The sequence below is a fragment of the Paenibacillus sp. FSL R5-0713 genome (assembly GCF_037973325.1).
Taxonomy (GTDB): Bacteria; Bacillota; Bacilli; order Paenibacillales; family Paenibacillaceae; genus Paenibacillus.
In genome coordinates this window covers 4,423,438-4,444,188 of record NZ_CP150229.1, presented here as the reverse complement: position 1 = coordinate 4,444,188, position 20,751 = coordinate 4,423,438, and the positions used below count along the sequence as shown (strand labels likewise).

At 46.4% G+C, this 20,751-nt stretch carries 20 protein-coding genes; 11 read left to right on the top strand and 9 right to left on the bottom strand.

Annotated features, from left to right (window positions below; translation table 11 throughout):
* Nucleotides 1-88: 88 nt before the first annotated feature.
* The 4 genes from cysK to MKZ12_RS19785 form a co-directional block, all read right to left on the bottom strand.
* Nucleotides 89-1,045, bottom strand: coding sequence for a cysteine synthase A (gene cysK / locus MKZ12_RS19800; protein ID WP_339235581.1), 957 nt, complete (start codon nt 1,043-1,045; stop codon nt 89-91).
* Nucleotides 1,046-1,390: 345 nt separating this feature from the next.
* A complete protein-coding gene (locus MKZ12_RS19795; protein WP_253438912.1) occupies nt 1,391-1,774 on the bottom strand; it encodes a hypothetical protein in 384 nt (127 codons plus the stop codon).
* Between the two features lie 466 nt (nt 1,775-2,240).
* Complete coding sequence (locus MKZ12_RS19790; protein ID WP_017687536.1) at nt 2,241-2,474, bottom strand: hypothetical protein; 234 nt, start codon at nt 2,472-2,474, stop codon at nt 2,241-2,243.
* Nucleotides 2,471-3,508, bottom strand: coding sequence for a nucleotide-binding protein (locus MKZ12_RS19785; RefSeq protein ID WP_339235578.1), 1,038 nt, complete (start codon nt 3,506-3,508; stop codon nt 2,471-2,473). The genes MKZ12_RS19790 and MKZ12_RS19785 overlap by 4 nt, the downstream gene beginning before the upstream one ends.
* Before the next feature lie 849 nt (nt 3,509-4,357).
* On the opposite strand from MKZ12_RS19785, the gene MKZ12_RS19780 reads away from it, so the two are divergent.
* Nucleotides 4,358-5,092 (top strand): YitT family protein, encoded by a 735-nt coding sequence (locus MKZ12_RS19780; protein ID WP_339256251.1) that lies wholly within the window; start codon nt 4,358-4,360, stop codon nt 5,090-5,092.
* Between the two features lie 204 nt (nt 5,093-5,296).
* On the opposite strand, the gene MKZ12_RS19775 is transcribed toward MKZ12_RS19780, so the two are convergent.
* A complete protein-coding gene (locus MKZ12_RS19775) occupies nt 5,297-5,767 on the bottom strand; it encodes a DUF2188 domain-containing protein (protein ID WP_339256249.1) in 471 nt (156 codons plus the stop codon).
* 317 nt (nt 5,768-6,084) lie between these two features.
* On the opposite strand from MKZ12_RS19775, the gene MKZ12_RS19770 reads away from it, so the two are divergent.
* Nucleotides 6,085-6,885: a lipid II flippase Amj family protein gene (locus MKZ12_RS19770; protein WP_339256247.1), complete on the top strand. Its 801-nt coding sequence runs from the start codon at nt 6,085-6,087 to the stop codon at nt 6,883-6,885.
* Between the two features lie 58 nt (nt 6,886-6,943).
* Here the strand turns inward: MKZ12_RS19770 and msrA are convergent, their stop codons facing one another.
* Both msrA and MKZ12_RS19760 read right to left on the bottom strand, forming a co-directional pair.
* Nucleotides 6,944-7,906: a peptide-methionine (S)-S-oxide reductase MsrA gene (msrA, locus tag MKZ12_RS19765; RefSeq protein WP_339256245.1), complete on the bottom strand. Its 963-nt coding sequence runs from the start codon at nt 7,904-7,906 to the stop codon at nt 6,944-6,946.
* A 181-nt stretch (nt 7,907-8,087) separates the two neighbouring features.
* Nucleotides 8,088-8,699, bottom strand: a complete 612-nt coding sequence (locus MKZ12_RS19760; protein ID WP_339256243.1) for a VTT domain-containing protein — start codon at nt 8,697-8,699, stop codon at nt 8,088-8,090.
* A 199-nt stretch (nt 8,700-8,898) separates the two neighbouring features.
* Between MKZ12_RS19760 and MKZ12_RS19755 the strand changes: the two genes are divergently transcribed.
* The gene (locus MKZ12_RS19755) at nt 8,899-9,837 is read left to right on the top strand and encodes a Gfo/Idh/MocA family oxidoreductase (protein WP_339256242.1); all 939 of its coding nucleotides are present in this window, start codon (nt 8,899-8,901) and stop codon (nt 9,835-9,837) included.
* A 32-nt stretch (nt 9,838-9,869) separates the two neighbouring features.
* A complete protein-coding gene (locus MKZ12_RS19750; RefSeq protein ID WP_091028755.1) occupies nt 9,870-10,184 on the top strand; it encodes a hypothetical protein in 315 nt (104 codons plus the stop codon).
* Between the two features lie 25 nt (nt 10,185-10,209).
* On the opposite strand, the gene MKZ12_RS19745 is transcribed toward MKZ12_RS19750, so the two are convergent.
* Nucleotides 10,210-11,028, bottom strand: coding sequence for an AraC family transcriptional regulator (locus MKZ12_RS19745; protein ID WP_339235562.1), 819 nt, complete (start codon nt 11,026-11,028; stop codon nt 10,210-10,212).
* Between the two features lie 190 nt (nt 11,029-11,218).
* Here MKZ12_RS19745 and MKZ12_RS19740 point away from each other — a divergent pair, with 190 nt between their 5' ends.
* The 6 genes from MKZ12_RS19740 (at nt 11,219) to MKZ12_RS19715 (ending at nt 16,719) form a co-directional block, all read left to right on the top strand.
* A complete protein-coding gene (locus MKZ12_RS19740; RefSeq protein ID WP_339256240.1) occupies nt 11,219-12,331 on the top strand; it encodes a Gfo/Idh/MocA family oxidoreductase in 1,113 nt (370 codons plus the stop codon).
* A 201-nt stretch (nt 12,332-12,532) separates the two neighbouring features.
* Complete coding sequence (locus tag MKZ12_RS19735; RefSeq protein WP_339256238.1) at nt 12,533-13,501, top strand: sugar phosphate isomerase/epimerase; 969 nt, start codon at nt 12,533-12,535, stop codon at nt 13,499-13,501.
* A gap of 24 nt (nt 13,502-13,525) precedes the next feature.
* A complete protein-coding gene (locus MKZ12_RS19730) occupies nt 13,526-14,254 on the top strand; it encodes a trehalose utilization protein ThuA (protein ID WP_017687549.1) in 729 nt (242 codons plus the stop codon).
* 331 nt (nt 14,255-14,585) lie between these two features.
* Complete coding sequence (locus MKZ12_RS19725) at nt 14,586-14,882, top strand: helix-turn-helix domain-containing protein (RefSeq protein ID WP_253442681.1); 297 nt, start codon at nt 14,586-14,588, stop codon at nt 14,880-14,882.
* 194 nt (nt 14,883-15,076) lie between these two features.
* Nucleotides 15,077-15,808, top strand: a complete 732-nt coding sequence (locus tag MKZ12_RS19720) for a hypothetical protein (RefSeq protein WP_339256236.1) — start codon at nt 15,077-15,079, stop codon at nt 15,806-15,808.
* Nucleotides 15,809-16,005: 197 nt separating this feature from the next.
* On the top strand, nt 16,006-16,719 hold the full coding sequence (locus MKZ12_RS19715) for a hypothetical protein (RefSeq protein ID WP_017687552.1): 714 nt from the start codon (nt 16,006-16,008) through the stop codon (nt 16,717-16,719).
* 87 nt (nt 16,720-16,806) lie between these two features.
* Here MKZ12_RS19715 and MKZ12_RS19710 read toward each other — a convergent pair whose 3' ends face one another.
* On the bottom strand, nt 16,807-17,523 hold the full coding sequence (locus tag MKZ12_RS19710; RefSeq protein ID WP_339235547.1) for a Crp/Fnr family transcriptional regulator: 717 nt from the start codon (nt 17,521-17,523) through the stop codon (nt 16,807-16,809).
* A gap of 430 nt (nt 17,524-17,953) precedes the next feature.
* Between MKZ12_RS19710 and adhE the strand changes: the two genes are divergently transcribed.
* A complete protein-coding gene (gene adhE / locus MKZ12_RS19705) occupies nt 17,954-20,566 on the top strand; it encodes a bifunctional acetaldehyde-CoA/alcohol dehydrogenase (protein WP_339235545.1) in 2,613 nt (870 codons plus the stop codon).
* The last annotated feature ends 185 nt before the right edge of the window (nt 20,567-20,751 follow it).

Below are 20,751 nucleotides of genomic sequence, written 5' to 3'. Positions count from 1 at the left end.
GGAGGGCCTCTGTCAAGCTTATAACTTATGGGCTCATGGCTTGTGGGACATGGAAGCCCCTTTTTGACGTGTAAAGATGTTAGCTGTGTTAAAAAATATCCATGCTCAGATACCGTTCCCCGGTATCCGGCGCAATGCAGAGCACCCGGTGCCCTGGCCCCAGTTCCTTCGCGATGCGAAGGGAGGCCCACACCGAAGCGCCAGAGGAAGGGCCGAGCAACAGCCCTTCCCGGGCAGCAAGCTGCCGCATCGTATCCAGTGCGTCCTCATCGGACACTTGGATGATGGCATCCCACACGTCGGTATTCAGGATGTCCGGAATGAACCCCGGACTTGTACCGACGAGCTTGTGTGGTCCGGGCTCGCCACCGGACAACACCGGAGAACCTTTGGGCTCCACCGCATAGATACGGATATCGGGCAACTGCTTACGCAGTTCTTCCCCGGTTCCCGTAATTGTTCCGCCAGTTCCCGCCGTAGCGATGAAGGCGTCCAGCCTGCCATCCATCTGCTGCATAATCTCGGGAGCTGTCGTGATCCGGTGAATATCTGGGTTCGCCGGATTCTCGAATTGCTGCGGAATGAAACTTCCCGGAATGTCTGCCTGAAGTTCTTTCGCTTTGCGAATCGCACCTGGCATCCGCTCCGCAGCAGGGGTGAGCACCACATCTGCGCCGTAGGCTTTCAGGATGTTGATGCGTTCCTTGGACATGTTGTCCGGCATGATTAGGATGGCTTTATATCCTTTGGCAGCGGCATTCATCGCCAAACCAATCCCGGTATTGCCACTGGTTGGTTCGATAATGGTTGCGCCGGGTAGCAAGTGTCCCGCACGTTCAGCTTGAAGTATCAGGTTATAGGCGGCACGGTCTTTGACGCTGCCGCTGGGGTTGAAGTATTCCAGTTTCACGTATACGTCAGCGGAGTCGCTGCCTGTGAGTCGGTTCAGTTTAACGGCAGGTGTCTGGCCGATCAGTTCAGTTACATCTGCAGCAATGCCTGTATGTGCTTGTGTTCGTTTAATCGAATGTGTATTCAGATCCATGAAGTACAGCTCCTTGATTGATAAGACGTTGAGAGATATCCAGTTGAACTCAAACCCTAAGGAACAATCTGTCTGCCATGAATGGCAGGATGCTTGTTTTAGTATAGGAATTGAATTTAGATCATGCCTTATTGGAATGGTTGGTTATCTCTCCTCCATCTTAATGAACATAACCTTCTGTGGTCAACTTGTTTTGAATTAAGCGGAGGGCGCGGAATCATACGAGCAGTGAATCGGACGAAGCGAGTAGGAGTTGGATTCAAGCGTAATGACGGATGGACGCAGATCCATATGTGTTTGGATAACAACAGGCGTATGCTCCGGTTCAATAGGAACAGAGTTGCATCAGCTCTGTGCCAAGTCCATCTGCAGATGCCGACTGAGTTCTTTTTTGACTTCATTGCGTGCGAACGTCCATAACATATAGAACCGTTGCCAATACCCCCTGCACATATACAGAGTTTCGATACCATCAGCTTCACGATTCTCTTCCAGAACTTTGACACCGCGAATTCTCATCTGCTTGCGAAGACCCAACATCTCCTTGAGCACATTGTTCTGAATACGTGTCAGCGAAAGAATGTAGACTTCAGGCATCTTAAGCATAAGTGTATCCAACGTTCGAATATCTCGCTCAAGTACATCCAGCAATAGGGTGCGTACAACCAAACCTTTAATTAGACGATGGTCTTCATCCGCAGGGGATGGGGCGGAAGTTGAGGATGTCATATGTTCACTTCCTTAACCTATAATTGTAAATTTTTATTTACAGAACATGTGTTCCTATATTATAATCAATATATGTAATGGAGATACACAATACAACCGAGAAATATTGGAAGCAAGCACTAACGTATTTTCCTGAGGATACAGATCGTGTATGAGGCTAAGGATTTGAGGACAAGCCTGCTCCAAAATTAGGTATAATTTATGGGTTTTGCAGGAAACCTAAGGCCATAAACCAAATAAGCATTATGCAATGCGCCTACTACAGAAGTAATAACAAGCAATGAATTTTTGCAATCAACTGCAATAATCATCTAAGGCTGGCTTGCCTTAATACGCTGATGCTATGACAACAAGAAAAAGCAATTCACTCTACTAAAAATGTGCAACAAAAAAGCCCCTGCCTTGGGCGGCGGGGCCTATGGAATACTGCCGATTCAGCGGCAGGTTTAATGACGTGTTTAAGAAATTAAGCAAGATATTGAGGCTTTTCGTAGAACGCCTCTTTTTCAAGGATGACCTTATAAGGTCTTTCCTTGCCCTTAAGGGAGGGCCCAATAGTCGTTAGCGGTACGGCCGGCTTGTGGAAACGATCTTCTTCCTTGGGTTCCGGAACCGGTCGTGATGATTCGGGCGCAGAACTGAGGCGTACCTTTTTCTCGCTGCCCCAGCGCTTGCTTATTTTTTTCGTTTCCGGTTTCATTCCGGTTCGCCTCCTAACAAATCGTTGATGGCGTTGAACAGTTGACGATTCTGTAGGTCAATCTGCTGAAAAACCGCCTCATCCGCTTCAATATGTCCAATAATGTGAACGGTGATTACATACCTCTTGGCTACAGGATAGCATAGCAGATACTCTTTCTCAAGGTAATCATCATATAGGTTGATCTTGATCTTGTTCTCCCGGTAAGAATCAATCACCAGGATGCGCTTGGGATCATCCGGTTGTTTGTCGTCATTAGCGGACAAGTCATACTTTCTCCCCGGTTCTCCAACATTACCACATAATTGCTCAATATAACCACTGTCATCTGTACGGTATATGGCTGTGCCACGTACAGCGAATGGAGGATGAGAGACAAAGGCAGTACGCAGGGCATCACTCATTCGTTCCAGCATTTTGGCATCTGCTTTGCGGGTACGCAGCAATTCCCTAAAGAACCGCAGCAACTTAAGCAATTGTAACCTTGCTTCTCCCTCGGTGCGTTTATGCTTCTCAATGATGTTCTCCAATTCCGGATCACTCCAGCGTCCTTGTTCCTCAATACTGTCTGCAATCTTGGAACATGCCACGGACACGGCTGGTGCCCACTTTCCGTCAGAACGGATTTCATATACGAGTGGATTTAATCCCAGCAGATCTGTGGGCATCCGCAATCCTTCGATCTTGGTCGTGTCCTTGATGTCCGTAATATCTTCAGGAAGAATGAAAAAAATACGCTTTCGTCCCAGACGACCCATAAACAGACCCATTTCAAGCATTGTATTATCCCGGACCGACGCGTAGTACTTCCCGCGAATCTTGGATATATCATCCGGATGAAAAATAAAAATCGCAAAGTCAGTCGTACGTACCTCTACTTCCAGATCGTCCATGGTATAGCTGCTTGGATTAAAAACCCCGGAATACCAAGGGGTAACTTCAGCTGAAAAACGTAAGTTTTCGTGTACTGCGGCTGCAATCGGCTTCGCTTCCAGCGAGCAGCCAATAAAGACTCTTGGCTTTAACGTTTTCATCAATCCGCCTCGCTTAAACGGTAGTGGGATTCAATTGTTATATTATACCATAAACAGCAGAGTAAGTCTGGAAACGTCTGAACTGGACAAATCATAAGCCGATTACGTTTGCTATAGTGTATGTGTGAAAGGGAGATGATTCCTTTAAAAAGCACAAGAAAATAAAAAAAGGCCCCAATTTGTCACAGTTGGGTGACTGACAGTTATTTTTGGAAGCTTTGGTCATAGAATAAAGGAGCAGGTTGCACCATTAGCAAGCATTGCTACTCCTGGTGTGCCCGTATGACTGCTGGAGCAGCCCAGATGCTGCTTTATGCGCATATTTGACGGGTCCGCTGTTTAGACCCGGTCACGTTGGTGTTATATAATAGAAGAACAAGCAAGTTAGCTTTGGTGTTTAAGCAGAATCTTTACACGGTAACGAAGAGTGCAGAACCCGTCTGAAGAAACGAAGTGCTCGCCTTTATCAACGGATTTTCCCATTTAAAATATGGGATCAAAAAATCTGTGGATAACAGCGATCGGAAGAGGGTACTGTTATCGAAGTGTTATAGTGTAAAGTATAATGTTTAACCAAGCACAGCTAACCACAACAGAACAGAAAGGATCAGGATACCATGAGTCCCCGAAGGACAATCTCCCCAAGGACAATCTGGAAACGTTACGATCTCTCATACACATAGCGCCCCTTGTAGAGTACATCAACCGGTTCAAAAAAACGGCTGACTCTGCGAAAGAGGGGATTGGAATGAACATTCGAAGGACACACACGATGATTTCTTCCAGGCTTACCTTTTGCAGGGTACGGTCGGTCTAAAAAACCAACCTACAAACTGCGAGGGAACCTGAATGAAGAGAACATCGTTAACCTTACAACACGTTAAAACAGAGGCGATCAAATTCGCCATTATGCTGCTCGGTACATTTATATTAGCTTTTGCCTATTATCACATTAACTTTCAGAATCATTTATCGGAGGGCGGATTTGTTGGTCTGGCCCTGCTCGGAAAATACGCAACAGGCTTATCGCCTGCCATCGGTATGTTGTTGCTCGACATTCCGGTCATGATCCTGGCTTGGTTCCTCAAAGGCTGGAAATTCATGATTCAGGCATTGCTTGGCGTCGCTGCATTTTCCCTATTCTATGACGGCTTTGAACGATACTCCACACTGGTGTTGTCGTTTAACGGAAATCTGTGGATTCCGGCAGTTCTATCCGGTGTATTGACTGGAGTAGGCGCTGGGATTGTGCTTCGTTTCGGCGGAGCGACAGGCGGAGACGATATTCTCGCCGTGCTGGTTAGCCGCTGGAAGGGATGGAAGCTGGGGACCGTTTTCTTTGTCAGTGATGCTTTTGTATTGGGATTGTCGCTTTTCTTTCTTCCGGTAAAAGAAACTTTATATACGATTCTGGCCGTATGGATCGCCAGCAAAGTCATTACGTACGTCGTTAGTGTTCCGGCTCGTGGAACCGTGGTAACAACTTCGGCTGTGAAATTGCCGATGCCATCGGCTGCAGCCAAAGCAGTTAATGCTGCTGCTGTTTCACAGCGGACTACGGTGGCTAGAGGGGTATCCCATTGATCTTACGTTTCAGAATAATCATAACCTGTATGGATCTTGTTGAGATCTTAATTGACGGTTACGTTCATACAAAATCCCTTTTGACTGCATGTCAGCAGCAAAAGGGATTTTGCTTTTTCATTCAGATTATGATTAATTATTCGCTGAACTGTAGAATAACAGCCAACAATGAATACGGCCATTTTCCGGTGTCATGCAATTCATTCAAGGCTTAATCGAAGAAGCAATCTGCCCATCCTGATTATGGATAATGGCGCGAATATGTTGATGGCTACTGCGTTTTTTAGCTTCATCCACAGCTTCAGCTTTCGTTTCAAATGTAGACAGATAGGTAGACTTTCCTTCTTCCTTAATTGCCCAACCGGAGTCGGTAGGCACCACATGAATGTTGTCATGACTCTTGGACGATGAGACAGGTTCGGAATGCCGACGCTGCGTGGAAGATGACTCTTTATGGTTAGAATTTTCGGAAGAAGATGTGGAGTTCGATTTCGACCCTTCCGGTGTGGGATGATTTTCATCCCATTCTTCCGCCTTAGCTGTCGCTATGGCAATCGAACGTCCTTCCTCATACCCGTCTTCGAGCAGCGCATTCGCAATCTCAATTGCTTTGTGTCTGACACGTGGTTCCAGGTTCTTCATGGATACCGGATAATCCTGTTTGTTCCAAGGCATATGAATCCCTCCTGTACAATAATGGATTAGTTGTATATTACCCTGTGAGGGAAGAGATAAACGATGAAGAGGAACGGGAAGAAGCAGAGCTAAAAGCTTTCTGTGAAAAGCTACTCCGTAAGCATAAAGGAATCAAAAGAATCTGGGGATAACAGCGATCGGAAGGTTGTTCTGTCATCGGAGTGTCAAGTGTAAATATACTTTAGTACAACGAATATAGAAGGATCTCGTTCCTATACTTTTAGAACACAGAAGAGTATAATGCTGTGCATGAAAGAAATAAGTTCAACAAAAGGAAGATAAAGGAGTACATACATATGTTTAGCCTCAGTCTGGCAATACCGATGATATTCACTATGTTGATTCATGCAGCAGACAGCCTATCTTATGCACTTCGTCTAGGTGGCTTGCGTACGCGCAGAATCGCGCTAGCCATTTCATTGGCTGGTATTTTGCTGTTGGTTTCTCGAACTTCCAATATGGCTCAGGGTCCGATGGTAGGTAATCTGGTGGATACCGCAACACGTGGAGCTAATCCTCACTTTGCAGCACAACTACATTGGCTGATGGGGGCGGCTACCATCGGAACCGCATTAGCCATATTGTGTTTTCCGACCATGGTTAAACTCTCATCCCGAATGGTCGTGCATTTTGAAGCAGCGGGTTCCATTCCTGTGATGGTTCGCGGGATGCTGAAGCGCAGCAAGATTAGAAATGCAATGTATTACATCACTCCGCCATCCTTGAAGATGGCCAAACGATTGGTACAGCATGGGATGCCAAGACGATTAATGATGCTGAATGTAGCGGTAACCGCGATCTATACCACGGGTGTCCTGTCCAGCTTATATGCAGCGTACCTTTACCCCGGTCAGGCTGTAGCTGCCTCTCAATCGACCGGGCTAATTAATGGCATAGCGACTATTTTGCTAACTATCCTGATTGATCCGCGGATTTCCTTGCTCAGTGACAAATCATTACGGGGTGAGATCCGTTTGGATCGCATGAACCAGATTTATGGCTGTATGCTCGTATCCCGTTTATTCGGTACACTGGTGGCACAGCTGTTATTAATTCCATTTGCGTATTGGATTGGTTGGATTGTAAATATGATGTGATTGTAAAGTGCCAAAAAGAGCAGCGGGATCATCCCACTGCTCTTTTTGGTACTCAAACTTATTGGAAAAGGACGGCGTACTCACCGTATCCTTCTTTTTGAAGGTCTTCTTTGGGTACAAAACGAAGTGCCGCAGAGTTGATGCAATAACGCATTCCACCAGCTTCAGCAGGACCATCATTGAACAGGTGACCCAGATGGGAATCCCCCTCACGACTTCTCACTTCGGTACGAATCATGAAGTGACTGAGATCGGTTTTTTCCTTCACATTGTGGTCACGCAATGGACGTGTGAAGCTCGGCCAGCCGCAACCCGAATCGTATTTGTCAGCAGAACTGAACAATGGCTCGCCGGATACGATGTCCACATAGATCCCGTCACCGTGGTGATCCCAGAATTCGTTATGGAATGCAGGTTCGGTCGCGCTGTTCTGGGTCACTTCATATTGAAGCGGCGTCAGACGCTCTTTCAGTCCGTCTTTGTCCACCTTGCCGGACCAGTTGCGTTCGATGAAATCTACGCGTCCAGAACCTTTGCTGTACCGTTTGTAGTGGGCAGGGTTCTTCCGGTGATAATTCTGGTGATGTTCTTCCGCTTCATAGAACGGTTTGGCTGGCAAGATCGGAGTGAAGATGGGTTTGTCAAAACGCCCGCTTTGTCCCAGCTCCGCTTTGGACGCTTCGGCAATCTGACGCTGCTCTTCGCTGTGATAGAAGATGGCCGTCTGATAGGAAGATCCGCGGTCATGGAATTGCCCGCCTGTATCCGTAGGGTCGATCTGCTGCCAGAACAGTTCAACCAGTTTCTTATAAGGGAAGATAGCAGGGTCGAATGTAATTTGCACAGCCTCTACATGTCCTGTTGTCTCCGAGCAGACCTCTTCATATGTTGGATTTTCGGTATGTCCTCCTGTATAACCCGATACAATCTTGTGAATACCGGGCAGTTCTTCAAAGGGGGATACCATACACCAGAAGCATCCGCCTGCAAAAGTTGCTAACTCATTTGAATGTTGTTCCATGCTATAGTCACTCCATTTCTGATGAAGATTTAGTGCTCGTGTTCGAGCTCCAGCAATCTACCATTTTTATAAAACCTGTTACCACAAGCATTGGGCTTGCTCTTCTATTATATCCTGAATTGGCAAGCCAACCAAGCAGGATTGAAAACAAACTGGATCTGAATACTTGCGAATTCTGAATTCAGGCTTTGTTGCGTGACCGAAAGCGAAATAAGAGCAATACAATGGCCATGAACACCAGGTATCCGGCAAGGATCGCCAAGCTCAACCAGATCGAGGTTTCAGCCTGTGCACCTACATAGGCAAAAACAAAAATCGCGGGCATTTTGCCAATAGCCGTAGCGACCATGAAGACCCAGAATGGCGTATACGTTATACCTGCGTAGATATTAACGGCCATCTGGGGCACGACGGGCAACAATCGCATCGACATAACACCCATAAATGGATGTGCTTCCATCCATGTGGTAAAACGGCTCAGACCCCGAATGCGTTCGAGGTACGATCTCGCCTGATGTCTGAAGATGGTTCTTGCTCCGCCATAGACGAGCATGGCAGCAAGTGTAGTGCCAAGCCAGCATATCCAGGCTGCCGTGGTGGTACCGTAACTATAACCAAAGGCGATAATAACAAACTTATAAGGAATTACAGGCACAAGAGCAAACAATGTTGCCATGGCGAGTAAAAGCGGTATGGACTGATGAAGATCGGTCCAGGCCAGCAGTTCATATCTGTAAATAAACGTGACTCCTGCAAGTAAAACATATAACAGAAGCCATAACCATTTTCGCAAAATCCCAAACGCTCCTTTCAGATCAGGCAGGTCTAGTCGTGTCCCGATCTGTACTGCTTTTCATTATAAGTTTACCACGTTCGCCCATGGTCTGAACAATTCGTGAGAAGTCTGCTGCAATCACTGGCAAGTTGCTGTCCGAAGGGTTACACTATAGGACGTGGAAATATAGAACCGAACTGAAGGTGGAATGATCATCATGGAAACAACCCAACGTAAACGAGTTGCAATTATCGGCCTCGGCGATATTGCACGTAAAGTATATTTGCCGCTGTTAACCGCTCATCCGAACGTGGAGATTGTAGGCATTATGAACCGATCTCCGGAGCCGGTCAAAGCCGTTCAGGAGGCGTATCGATTAGAACGTGGAACAACGGATCTGAAAGAACTGTTGTCCTGGGACTTGGATGCGGTGTTTGTACATACAGCAACAGAAGCGCACTTTGACATTGTCATGCAATGTCTGGAACAGGGATTAGCCGTGTATGTAGACAAGCCGTTATCCTATACGCTTCGGGAGTCGGAAGAGATGACTGCTTTTGCCGAGGCACAAGGTCTGTTGCTGGCCGTGGGCTTCAACCGCAGATTCGCACCGATGTATCAAAAAGCGAAACAATGGATGGAGGGTGGAAAAGGCTTCGACTCCCTGACAGTGACCAAACATCGTACAGGCATTCAGGATCGTCCTGCGGCAGAAACGATCTATGATGATCTCATCCATCTGCTCGATCTGATGTTGTGGTACTCGAATCATAATGTGGAGCTGCTTCACCAATGGATTCGGAAGAATGATCTGGACCGATTACTGCATTCAACCGGAACGGCCAAGCTGGGTAGAACAGCCTACGGTCGATTCGATATGGTGCGTGAAGCTGGGGCAGATCTGGAGAAGGTCGAATTGCATGGTGGTGGGCGTTCTGCTGAAGTGGTGAACATGGACACGATTAGCTACTTGGAACAGGGGAGTCTGGAAACCAAAGAAGCGTTCGGGAGCTGGGACACCGTGTTAGCACGCAGAGGTTTTAGCGGAGCAGTTGATAATTTCCTGGCTTGTCTGGACTCGCCAGATGATTGCCTGATCAGTGCAAGTCATGTCATGGACAGTCATGAACTGGCTGAACAATTGATTCGCAAATAGTTAGAGAATACACTTACGGAGGATTACACGTCATGGATGAATATGAAAAGGAACGTAACAAGCAGATCGAGGAAGCGGTCATTGAAACCTATAAACAGGAAGAAGAGATGATGATCCTCGTATTTGCCCAGTGGTGTGTGAATAATGGTTTGGACCCGGAAGAGATGTACCGGCAAGCCTACCCGAATCAGCAGAGCAACGAGCGTTTGCAGCAGGTGCAGAAGCTGATTGTATCCAAGGAGGAAGCCGGTGAGATCCCGGATGATACGGTACTTGGCGTGTTGTCCATGTTTGGCAATGAAGATCTGGCGATGGTTGTATCCGAGGCCATAGCCGCGCGCAAATAAGTTCAACTTACGTATACTGGTATGATTACATCTGTTCCCGGTGAATGACGCGGAATTCCTTCGGGGACATGCCGAACCGGGAACGGAATACCCGATGGAAATAGGTATAGTTGTTGAAGCCGGAAGATTCGGACACTTGCTCCAGGGTCATTGGACTGAAAATAATCCGTTCCCTGGCCATGTTCAGCCGTACGTCAAGCGTGTATTGCATGATGCTTTTGCCAAATGCCTCTTTGAAGAGATGAACACCCCGTGAGACACTGATGCCAATGTGTGTTGCCACATCATCCAGCTTGAATAAAGAGGAAGCGTTTTCTTCAATGTAGTTCTTGATCTCATAAGCCACATAATTGGTATTGGTTATCGTTGGATGCTCCGCAAGCAGACGATCCACTTCGAGACATAAAATTCGCATATAATAACTTGAAATTTCAGGATAAGGATTAGAGATGCGGCGTTGCTCCAGCACGAGCTGTCGAAACAGGACTAAAAGACTTTCCGTCAGTTCGACTTTGATCCGTGTCGGCCGTTTGTGACGCTTCCACCACTCATCCACCCAGGAACCATTGAAGAAGATGTGATAGTCACCACTCTCCACCAGTCGTTCTCCCATCGGATTAATTTCATTGTCTATTCTCAGCTCATAGGGCTCATCAGGATCAAAAAGAAGCAGATCGCCCGCATCCACTAGGGACATGTCCCCGTCAATGCGTGCACGGCAACGTCCGTCTGTTTGCAGTCTTAACAGGTAGTTCTTGACCCCTTCAGGCTGCACCATAGCGTAGGGTTTACGATGAAATGAAAAGCCTGCTGTAAGAACTTGGCAGGATTGATCTGTCGACATGGGCATACTCCTTGCAATTTGAAAATTATGACCAGATAGTTCATGTTTCAATCATATTATTCATTTTAATTGAAGCTGAAACGGAATACCATAGTATTAGATTTAAGGAACAGGAAACATCCAACAAAACATATGTATCTCAACCATTCAAACGCAGATTTTCACCATGCGTAAGGAGATGAACGTCACAGTGGAGAAAATGAAAGCAGGCATCATCGGGTGTGGTAACATCAGCGCCATCTACCTGGAAAATCTCAAAAACAACCCGGTCATTGAAGTCGTGGCTGTTGCGGATTTGATTCGTGAACGCGCTCAGGAACGGGCAGATGAATTTAATATCGCAAACGTTTACAATGTAGATGAGTTGCTGCAAAATAACGAAATTGAACTTGTGTTGAACCTTACGGTTCCTGGCAGTCATGCCATGACCGATCTGGCTGCACTCGAAGCAGGCAAACATGTGTATGCCGAGAAGCCGCTGGCAATTTCGCTTGAGGATGGTCGCAAGGTTGTTGAACTGGCTGAAGAAAAGGGATTGTACGTGGGTTCTGCACCGGATACGTTCCTTGGTTCAGGCATTCAAACGGCTCGTAAAGCGATTGAGGATGGCCTGATCGGCAAGCCGATTGCAGCGACTTCATTCTTCATGGGTGGAGGACCGGAAGCTTGGCATCCTAATCCGGAGTTCTTTTATGTTGCAGGTGGTGGACCGATGTTTGATATGGGACCCTACTACCTGACCGCTCTGATTACGCTGCTTGGACCGATACGCAGAATTAGTGCCTCGGCAGGCATACAGATTGCAGATCGCAAGATCGGCTCCGGGCCGAAGGAAGGTACAGCGTTGCAAGTAGAGACGCCTACCCACTTGGCAGGAACCATTGATTTCGCAGAAGGTGCCATTGCGACCATGATTACCAGTTTCGATATTCGCGGAGCTTCGGATCTGCCACGTATTGAAATCTACGGTACAGAAGGTACGCTTAGTGTACCGGACCCCAACTATTTTAACGGGGAAGTGAAGGTTCGCAGATACGGTCAAGACACTTGGGAGACGATCAAACCAGTCTTCGAAAGTGGACAAAACGAACGAGGCATCGGCGTAACCGAAATGGTTGAATCCATTCGTGCCGGACGCGAACACAAAGCCAGTGGCAAGCTCGCTTATCACGTACTGGAAGCTATGCATTCATTCCAGCGTTCTTCACTTGAAGGCAAGCACATACATCTGGAGAGCGACTATGACGCTTTTGCAGTAACTCGCACAGTTCAAACTGAGATTGAAAGCGTGGAATCGCTCTAGTATGAGTAACAAGTGTTAACGCTTGATGCCCATACGAATGGTACAGAATAACCAGTATTCTTACGTTCAATTTCAGGATAGAAACACTCTCGATTTTCCACACTAAGCAAACAGGCATATGATTCTGAGCGGTAAATGTATACAGTTCAATTTTCATGAATTCAGCAATTATTCGATATCTAATCCAGGGAGGAATCGCACTTGAAACTCGGCGTATTTTTGGTACTATTCGGAGGACGTAAATTGGAGGATGCTCTTGATTATGTAGCATCCAAGGGATTAAAAGCAGTAGAGATCGGAACAGGTGGACATCCAGGCAATGCACATTGTAAGCCGGATGAATTGTTAAGCAACCCTACGGCACTTAAAAACTTCAAAAACGCAGTGGAGTTACGTGGTTTGACAATTAGTGCATTGAGCTGTCACGGTAACCCGCTTCATCCGCAAAAGGATATTGCGAAGGGATTCCACGATGATTTTGTTAAAACGGTAGAACTGGCTGAGAAGCTGGAAGTGCCTGTAGTGAATACATTCTCCGGTTGTCCGGGAGACCATGAGGATGCCAAGTATCCGAACTGGCCTGTTGCACCATGGCCGAATGATTTCCAGGAGGTCCTGAAGTGGCAGTGGGAGAACAAAGTGATCCCGTATTGGACAGAGTGGGGTAAATTTGCAGCAGATCGTAACGTAAAAGTCGGATTGGAGCTGCACGGTGGATTCTCCGTTCATACACCAGCAACCTTGCTGAGACTGCGTGAGGCAGCAGGTGAAGTAATCGGAGCCAATCTGGACCCAAGTCACATGTGGTGGCAAGGTATTGATCCGGTTCAGGCCATTCACATCTTGGGCCGTGAAGGAGCCATCCATCACTTCCATGCCAAAGATACAACAATTGATCCGGTAAACGTGAACAAACACGGTGTAACGGATATGCAAGATTATACGAATATGCTGGATCGCGCTTGGCAGTTCCGCTCTGTCGGTTATGGACATGATAACAAGACATGGGCAGATATTATTAGTGCCTTGCGTCTGGTCGGTTATGATTACGTAGTAAGTATTGAACACGAGGACGGTCTGATGTCGGTTGAAGAAGGATTCTCTAAAGCCGTACAAAATCTCCAGCAAGTATTGATTGAAGAACCGCTGGGCGATATGTGGTGGGTTTAGAGCTACACTAGGGGGAAATTGATTATGATCAACGTCACCATTTGGAATGAATTTGTCCATGAGAAAATTCACGATGAAGTAAGGGAAGTCTACCCGGATGGTCTGCATCGAGCACTGGCTGACGGACTTGGCGGCGAAGGCTTTGCTATTCGTACGGCTACACTGGATCAGCCTGAACACGGATTGAGTGATGAAGTGCTGAATTCCACAGATGTGCTTATATGGTGGGGACATATGGCACATGATCGTGTAAGCGATGAGATCTCACAGAAGGTTGCGCAGCGAGTGCTGAACGGGATGGGAATGATTGTGCTCCATTCAGGTCATTTCTCCAAACCATTCAAAGCGCTGATGGGAACCAGCTGCGATCTGAAATGGCGTGTAGCTGACGAGCAGGAAATTGTATGGTGTGTTAATCCATCTCATCCGATTGCAGATGGCATTGAAGGCAAGATTGTATTGGAAAAAGAAGAGATGTACGGTGAATTCTTCGATATTCCAGTACCGGATGAACTGGTATTTGTAAGTAACTTCCAGGGTGGGGAAGTATTCCGGAGCGGATGTACGTTCCGGCGTGGTGAAGGTAAAATCTTTTATTTCCGACCAGGTCATGAGACGTATCCGACCTATTACAAACCGGAAATATTGCGAGTAATCAGTAACGCAGTAAAATGGGCATATCCTGCCCGCAGCTTTAAGCCGGAATTTGGCAAGAGCGAACCTGTAAGACCATTTGGTGGCGTGCTGGTTTAATTCACAATTTGCTTTATTCCTAGAAAGGAATCAAAAAATCTGGGATAACATATCCATACCAAGGAACCCTTCTGCAAGTCGATGATGACTGTGGCAGTTGGGTTCCTTTTGGGTAAGATAGTATTATGGGGAAGTTATACGATATTTCCCATGGTTACGAGGTGGGATGTAAGGTATACTGGGATATAACAAGTAATACTTCTAAAATTTAAACTTTTTAGGGGCAGACGTTTTCTTTAATGCTTAAATATGTTATTATGAAATATACTAACAAAATGTAAGTTGAGTGATCTCTAAAGAGGTGATTAATGTGGAAGGTCAAGACTTGCGGATGTGTCCGCGTTTTGAGACGGCGTTTTCCTTTTTGGGCAAGCGCTGGAATGGTTTAATTATTCAAACGTTGATGAGTGGTTCGAAGCGATTCAAGGATATCTCCAATCTGATTCCATCCATGAGTGATAAGATGTTATCCGAACGGATGAAAGATCTGGAGGGTGAAGGTATTCTGGTTCGTCACGTCTATCCTGAGACGCCGGTTCGTATTGAATATGAACTGACGGATAAAGGTAGAGCGCTCCAGCCTGTCATGAATCAAATTCAAGACTGGGCTGAGAAGTGGGTTGACTAACGTCTAAGCAACATCACCCACTTTCGTTGCATGAATGACATAGACTCCTGATTTCTGTGGAAATCAGGGGTTTTTGTCTTAAAAATAACGTGGATTGCCGTTTTTCTCTTAGGCGTTGCACATGTTGTCATGAGTTGTAGTATAATCTATAGAAAATGGCCACAGACGGCCGGAGCGAAGGAGGCCCACTTGTCATGAGAGAAGAAAGCTTATCCCGTGAAGTACGCTACGGCAAGAAAGATATTGCAGAACTTGAGAGCGCATCCATTCAGGTCCATCTAATATACAAAAAAGCTGCAGAGTTATTTAAGCGCACAGCATACTCCCGTTCGGTTAAAGATGATCTGACCGAAGTGAATACACATTCTGTGAACAGCGAAGGCCCGAGATTAGCTCCGGCTGTGCTGCAAAAATGGATTCAAACGTCCAGGGGCTGGAAGTGTATCGGATGTGAACTGAGACAACCTGATTTAACAATGTCTCAGATGGAAGAAACAATCGACGAAAAGCAGTTGCTTCTGGATATCGGAGAAGGTCGGTTGGTTCACGCAGAAATGCTGATTCAGGCGGTTGTCTGGTCTCAATATGAGAAGATTCGAATGTTTGCACCTTGGCTTGGGGATGACGCCTTCTATAGCGTTCAGGAACTGGATGTCATTGCCCGTTATATTGTGCCTACCTATTTCTCGGAACGGCCTTTGCATGAGCAAGGCAAGGTGTTCAAGATACATCAACCATATGGGCAGATTCCGTTATATCAGGAGTATGTAGATGCACCTTCATGTTGCGTGCAGGTGGACGGAGGCTTGCTTGAAGGGCGATTGCTGACAGGTGTATATGTGTCTGAAGAACAGTTCTTCGGACTTAATCCATATCTGAAAGATGGAGATGGAGGACGGACATACATGCAGGCTAGTGTCCAGTAACAGCAGAACCAATGAAATCGAGAAAATGATTCAGATTGGAGAGCCTGTGTGCAGGCTCTCTTTCTTGTACAAGCCTTATTTGGAGAGGCACTCCCTTAAAAGTAACGGCTTTGACACTTTTTTTTGCTGAAGGTTGTGCCATAATAGAGGTTATGGACAACAGGGTGAATGATTTTACGCAGGGTGGTGTTACCTACATGATGAAGAAAATCCCCGGTTACATAGGTGTATGTTTGCTCTTACTGGCGATCTTGGCTGGTTGTAGTGAGACACAGCCTTCTGAACAGCCAATTGTCAAAGAGACAGAAACAGCGAATACGATTACAGTGGCTGTAGATGGCAGTACGTTTTTGCCTGATGCAACCAAGTCCATTAAGCGAGATTTTAGCGAAGGTTTGACACTCAAAAAGGCATTACTCAATAGCGGACTGGTTGATTTTACGGCAGATGGCAAACGGATACAATCCGTTGGTGAAGTTTCTCTGGATTCTTCGCTTAGCTGGGCTGTCAAATTGAATGGCAAGGACATTGAACAGGAAGATTGGGACATGGAGCTTCATGCCAAAGATGAAGTGATCATTTACGTGAAAGCCGCTGACAGTGGGGGGGATGGCGTTGCATATCAGACAACGTTACTCAAGGTGAGCGGTGGAAACATTATGCCAACCCTCAATCGTCAATATGCCGGAGTCTACGTTCAAGAGTGTACCGTTCGCGATGTGTTGAAGTCCAGCGGAATTGTAAGAATGTCAGAGAATAACAAATTCGTCGTTTCGGTCGAAAATGTCACACCCCGAATGAATGAGCGGTGGGTCATTATGGTGAACGACAAAGAACTAATGGAAAATGGTTTGGACATGAAATTGAATCCACGTGATGCGGTGAAGCTTGAATTGACCAATGCATCCTAAGCATACCAAGAAGCCCAATCTCTATTTAAGAGAACTGGGCTTTTTTCATTAAAATTATAAGCAACATTCGATTAGCATAGTCAATTATTAAATACGACAGATCTCGTTCGGGCAAAGTTCACAGTGACAGATCCCTTGCAGCATCTTCAGATCTTTGATGACGATCATGCCATTGTCATATTCGATCGCATCTTTCTTGCGCAGATCGCTTAACATGCGGTTTACACTTTCACGGGTAGCTCCAATCATATTGGACAGGTCCGTGTGGGTAATTTTTTTATGAATAATGACATGCTCTCCATGAGGCTCACCATACGAATTCGACAATCGAATGAGGGTGGAGCAAAGCGCACCTGGTTTGCCATATAACATGAGATCCCGGAACTTCGTCTGTGTCAACCGGTGGTGGATGCCCATCCATTTCATAAAGTCGATCGCGAAGTCACAATGCTGGCAGATTAGCATCTCCAGGTCCTTATGCTCCAGTACACCGATCTCACTATCCTCCAGTACTTCCGCTGAGAAGGTGTGTTTCGAGCCAAAGAAGGGATCAGCCTGACCAATCATATCACCGGACTGATACATGTACATGATTAGTTCCTTGCCTTCATCCGTGGATTTGGTGATCTGGGCACGGCCCCGTTTCATATAATAAAGTTTGTCAGAGACGTCTCCTTCCCAGTACAGATGTGTACCTTCCGGATAGGTTCTATCTTTCATGGTAACCAGCAGATGGTTGAAATTCGCTTCCGAGAAACAGTTCGTATTGCCGCGTTTTTCCAGTACAGTTGTTAGTTCTAACATAAGTCTATCTCCCCTTTGTGTCCGTCGGATGGACTCCTGTAGTCTGCAGTAGCCTCCGAGGTTTGCCGCAAACCGTTGCCGTCCTGATCAGGGTCATCTCGGCCGGGAGGAAGGACGGTACAAATTGCGGTGGTTCAATTTTTAAGTTCAGTATATACCTAATCTTACCGTTTGAGGGGGAAGGAAAGGGGGCAAAAATGACGAAATTTCAAACATTGTGATTAAATTCACTTTTCTTGGAGAGCATGATTTTTACAGCCCTATACTTTAAATAGGAAGTGAAAATGGTTGGATGAAGGACACTACAAAACTTAAATTAAATTCGTTATACTTTGTGAAAAAAATCACATAATTAAGTTTATGGTCATGTTACGATGTGAATGTAAAGAAGAGAGACAAACCAATACGAACCTTTAGGAGGATGAGGGAGATGGCTGTAAAGAACGAAGTCGCCCCAGCAAAAGAACCGACAGCAGGTCAGTATATTCAAACGTTAATCGACAAAGCGAATAAAGCACACGCTGCATTCATGAAGATGGATCAGATGCAGATTGACCGGATTGTGCAAGCGATGGCGCTTGCGGGTCTGGATAAACACATGATGCTCGCCAAGATGGCCGTAGAAGAAACAGGCCGCGGAGTATATGAGGATAAAATCACCAAAAATATATTTGCAACAGAATATGTCTACCACAGCATCAAGTATGACAAAACCGTAGGTGTGATTGAAGATAACGAGTATGAGAGCTTCCAGAAGATCGCGGAGCCGGTCGGTATTATTATGGGGATTACACCCGTCACGAATCCAACATCAACAACGATGTTTAAAGCACTGATCTCCATCAAGACGCGTAACCCGATCATTTTCGGTTTCCACCCATCTGCACAGAATTGTAGCCGCGAAGCTGCCAAAATCCTGCGCGATGCAGCGGTGAAGCATGGTGCTCCAGCGGATTGTATCCAATGGATTGATGATCCTTCCATGGATCGTACGAACGAACTGATGAATCACAATGATGTGGCTCTCATTCTGGCAACAGGCGGATCCGGCATGGTACGTGCAGCGTACAGCTGTGGTAAACCTGCACTGGGCGTAGGACCGGGTAACGTTCCTTGCTTTATCGAGAAAAGCGCGGATATCAATCAAGCAGTAACGGATTTAATCCTGTCCAAGTCCTTCGACAACGGCATGATCTGTGCTTCCGAGCAAGCGGTCATCATTGAAGAACCGATCTTCGATCAAGTGAAGAAAAAAATGATCGCGAATGGCTGTTACTTTGTTAACAAAGATGAAGCAGCAAAATTGACAGCAGGTGCGATTAATGCCGAGAAATGTGCGGTGAACCCGGCGATTGTTGGTCAATCTGCGGTGAGCATTGCGAAGTTGTGCGGAATTGAAGTTCCAGCAGGCACCAAAATTCTCGTGGCCGAGATTGAAGGAGTAGGTACGAAATTCCCATTGTCGGCTGAGAAATTAAGCCCGGTACTGGCTTGTTACAAAGTTAAAACGGCAGCAGAGGGCATTGAACGTGCAGCAGAAGTGGTTGCTTTTGGCGGCATGGGTCACTCCTCGGTTATCCACTCCACAAATGAAGAAGTGATTGGCAAATTCGCAGATCGTCTGCAAACTGGACGGATTATTGTGAACTCACCATCCACACACGGTGCCATCGGGGATATCTACAACACAAACATGCCATCATTGACACTGGGATGCGGATCATACGGACGTAACTCGACTTCTTCCAACGTAACCGCTGTGAACTTAATCAATGTGAAAAGGGTGGCTCGCCGTACCGTGAATATGCAATGGTTCAAAGTGCCGAACAAAGTCTACTTCGAAAAAGGGGCAACGCAGTATCTTGCCAAAATGCCTGACATCACACGTGTGGCGATTATTACGGATGCCATGATGGTGAAACTGGGATATGTTGAAAAGGTAGAACATTATCTGCGTCAACGCCAAATGCCGGTAGCAATCGAAGTATTCTCCGATGTGGAGCCAGATCCATCCACAACAACGGTAGATCGCGGAACCGAAATGATGCGCCGCTTCCAGCCAGACTGCATTATCGCACTCGGCGGGGGATCACCGATGGATGCTGCGAAAGCCATGTGGTTGTTCTATGAATATCCGGACACGGACTTTAACGATCTGAAACAAAAATTCATGGATATCCGCAAACGGATCTACAAATATCCACGTCTCGGCGTAAAAGCGAAATTTGTAGCGATTCCAACGACATCCGGTACAGGTTCTGAAGTAACATCGTTCGCGGTTATCACAGATAAAAATCAAGGGAATACCAAATATCCATTGGCCGACTATGAGCTGACACCAGACGTAGCGATTGTCGATCCGGAATTCGTATACTCTCTGCCTAGAACAGCCGTTGCAGATACAGGTATGGACGTACTGACTCATGCGATTGAAGCTTATGTGTCTGTCATGGCGAATGATTACACGGATGGCCTTGCGATCAAAGCGATTCAACTGGTATTCCAATACCTGGAGCAATCGGCACTGCAAGGTGACAAACTGGCACGTGAGAAAATGCATAATGCTTCCACCATTGCCGGTATGGCGTTTGCCAACGCATTCCTGGGCATTAACCACAGCTTGGCGCACAAATGGGGCGGTCAGTACCACACCGCACACGGACGCACCAACGCAATCCTGATGCCACACGTCATTCGTTACAACGCGAAAAAACCGACCAAATTTGCATCGTTCCCGAAATATTCGCACTTTGTAGCGGATGAACGGTATGCCGAAATTGCCCGGATTCTAGGATTGCCTGCACGTACAACAGAAGAAGGCGTAACCAGTCTTATTAATGCCATTCGCAAACTGAACAAAACATTGGGCATTGAAGAATCGTTCCAAGAAATCGGATTTGATGCCAAAGACTTCGAAGCACATGTAGATTATCTGGCAGACCGTGCCTTCGAAGACCAATGTACAACCGCCAATCCGAAGTTGCCGCTGGTAACTGAACTGGCTGATGTGTACCGCAACGCTTTCTACGGAAAGTTTGAATAACAAAGAACGAAACCTGCCTTACGGCAAGAAGATCAGGGTTCCCCGAGAGGGGAGCCCCGATTGCCGTCTTTTTAGAGGTTACACGGAATTCGTGATTGAGTGAGATATTAACACGATGACGAACAAAGCAGAATGGGCAGAAAAACAGAAAAGCGAAGCATCTGTTTTTCAGGAAATAGTCCTAA